The sequence below is a fragment of the Paracoccus benzoatiresistens genome, assembly GCF_026913015.1.
GTDB classification, from domain to species: Bacteria; Pseudomonadota; Alphaproteobacteria; order Rhodobacterales; family Rhodobacteraceae; genus Paracoccus; species Paracoccus benzoatiresistens.
The window spans coordinates 1-1,387 of record NZ_JAPTYD010000159.1 but is presented as its reverse complement, the minus strand read 5'-3'; the positions used below and the strand labels follow the sequence as shown (position 1 = coordinate 1,387).

Below are 1,387 nucleotides of genomic sequence, written 5' to 3'. Positions count from 1 at the left end.
ATGGTCGAGCGGCGGCCGTAGCGCTCCTCAACGATCTCCATCAGGTCGCGGCGCTGCGTGGCGGTCAGGCGGTCGGGGCCCCAGTCGTCGAGGATCAGAAGATCCACAGGGGCGATCTTGCGGAACAGCCGGTCGAAGCGCCCGTCGCCGCGCGCGAGTTCGAGGTCGGAGAAGAGCCGCGGCAGCCGGTGGTAAAGAACGGTGCGGTCCGCGCGGCTGGCTCCGTGGCCGAGCGCGCAAGCCAGCCACGACTTGCCGACCCCGCAGGGCCCGGTAATCAGCACCGAGCGGTGCCGATCGATCCAATCGGGGCTGGCGAGGCTTTGGAACAAGGCGCGGTCGAGGCCGCGAGAGGTCCGATAATCCACATCCTCCATGCAGGCGCCGCCATGGCGCAGGTTGGCGGCACGCAGGCGCGACTGGAACCGACGGGTGCCGCGCCGAGCTTGTTCGCGGTCCAGCATCAGCCCGATCCAGGCGACGGGGTCGAGGCTGCGGCCGCGATCTTCGCTGAGCAGCTCGGCAAAAGCTTCGGCCATGCCGTCGAGCTTCAACGCGTTCAGCGCCTCAAGGGTGGGGTGGGTCAGCAAGGGTTTGTCTCCTTCGGTCAGTGGAAGAACTTGGCGCCGCGGATGTTGGCGTGGGTGATGGGCGGGGCTTCGGGGGGCCGGTCTGGGGGACGGCCATCGAGGCGGCTCTGCAGGATCGACTTCACCGACGTCATGGTGCGGGTGTTGATGGCGAGCGCGCGATCACAGGCCGCCTCGACCCGCTCGGGCCCATAGCTGCGCGCCAGACGCAGGATCCCGAGACAGGAGCGAAAGCCCTGTTCGGGGTGCGGTCTGTCGCGAAGGATGACGTCGATCAGGATCCCGGTGGCAGGACCGATGCGGGCGGCCCGGTCGCGCAGCTGCTCGGGCGTGGTCTCGGCATAACGGCGATGGCTGGCAGGACGATGGTCGTTCAGCGTCGTTGCGCCGGTGTCGCCCGGGGCGGCGCGCCTGTGGCAGGCCACGCGCTTGCCGGCGCGGAAGATCTCGACGGTGCCTGCGGTCAGCCGCGCCCAGAGCTGCTGGCGGATCAGATCGTGTGGCACTGAGTAATGGTGGCCTTCCAGCCGAACATGATAGTCGGTGCCGACGGTGGTGCGGCGCCAGTCGGTGTGGACGAAGGGTTCCGGGGGCAGCGGCTGCATGGCGGGGCGATCGAGCGTCTCGAAAAGGTCCTGACGCGCGGCGCCAAGGTGACGGCTGACACGGGCATTCAGACGAGCGGTTTCCTCGCGGATGGCGGCGTTGAGTTCGTCGAGGGTGAAGAACTGGCGATTGCGCAGTCGCGCGATGATCCAGCGCTGAGCAAGAAGAACCGCCCCTTCGACCTTGGCTTT

General features: G+C 68.2%; 2 protein-coding genes. Both read right to left on the bottom strand.

Translation table 11 applies throughout. The features are described from left to right. On the bottom strand, positions 1 to 590 hold a 590-nt coding region (locus OU682_RS23970), incomplete at its 3' end, for an ATP-binding protein (protein WP_268944680.1). Positions 591 to 607: 17 nt separating this feature from the next. After that, a partial coding sequence (locus tag OU682_RS23965) for a Mu transposase domain-containing protein (protein WP_442952619.1) occupies positions 608 to 1,387 on the bottom strand: 780 nt, incomplete at its 5' end.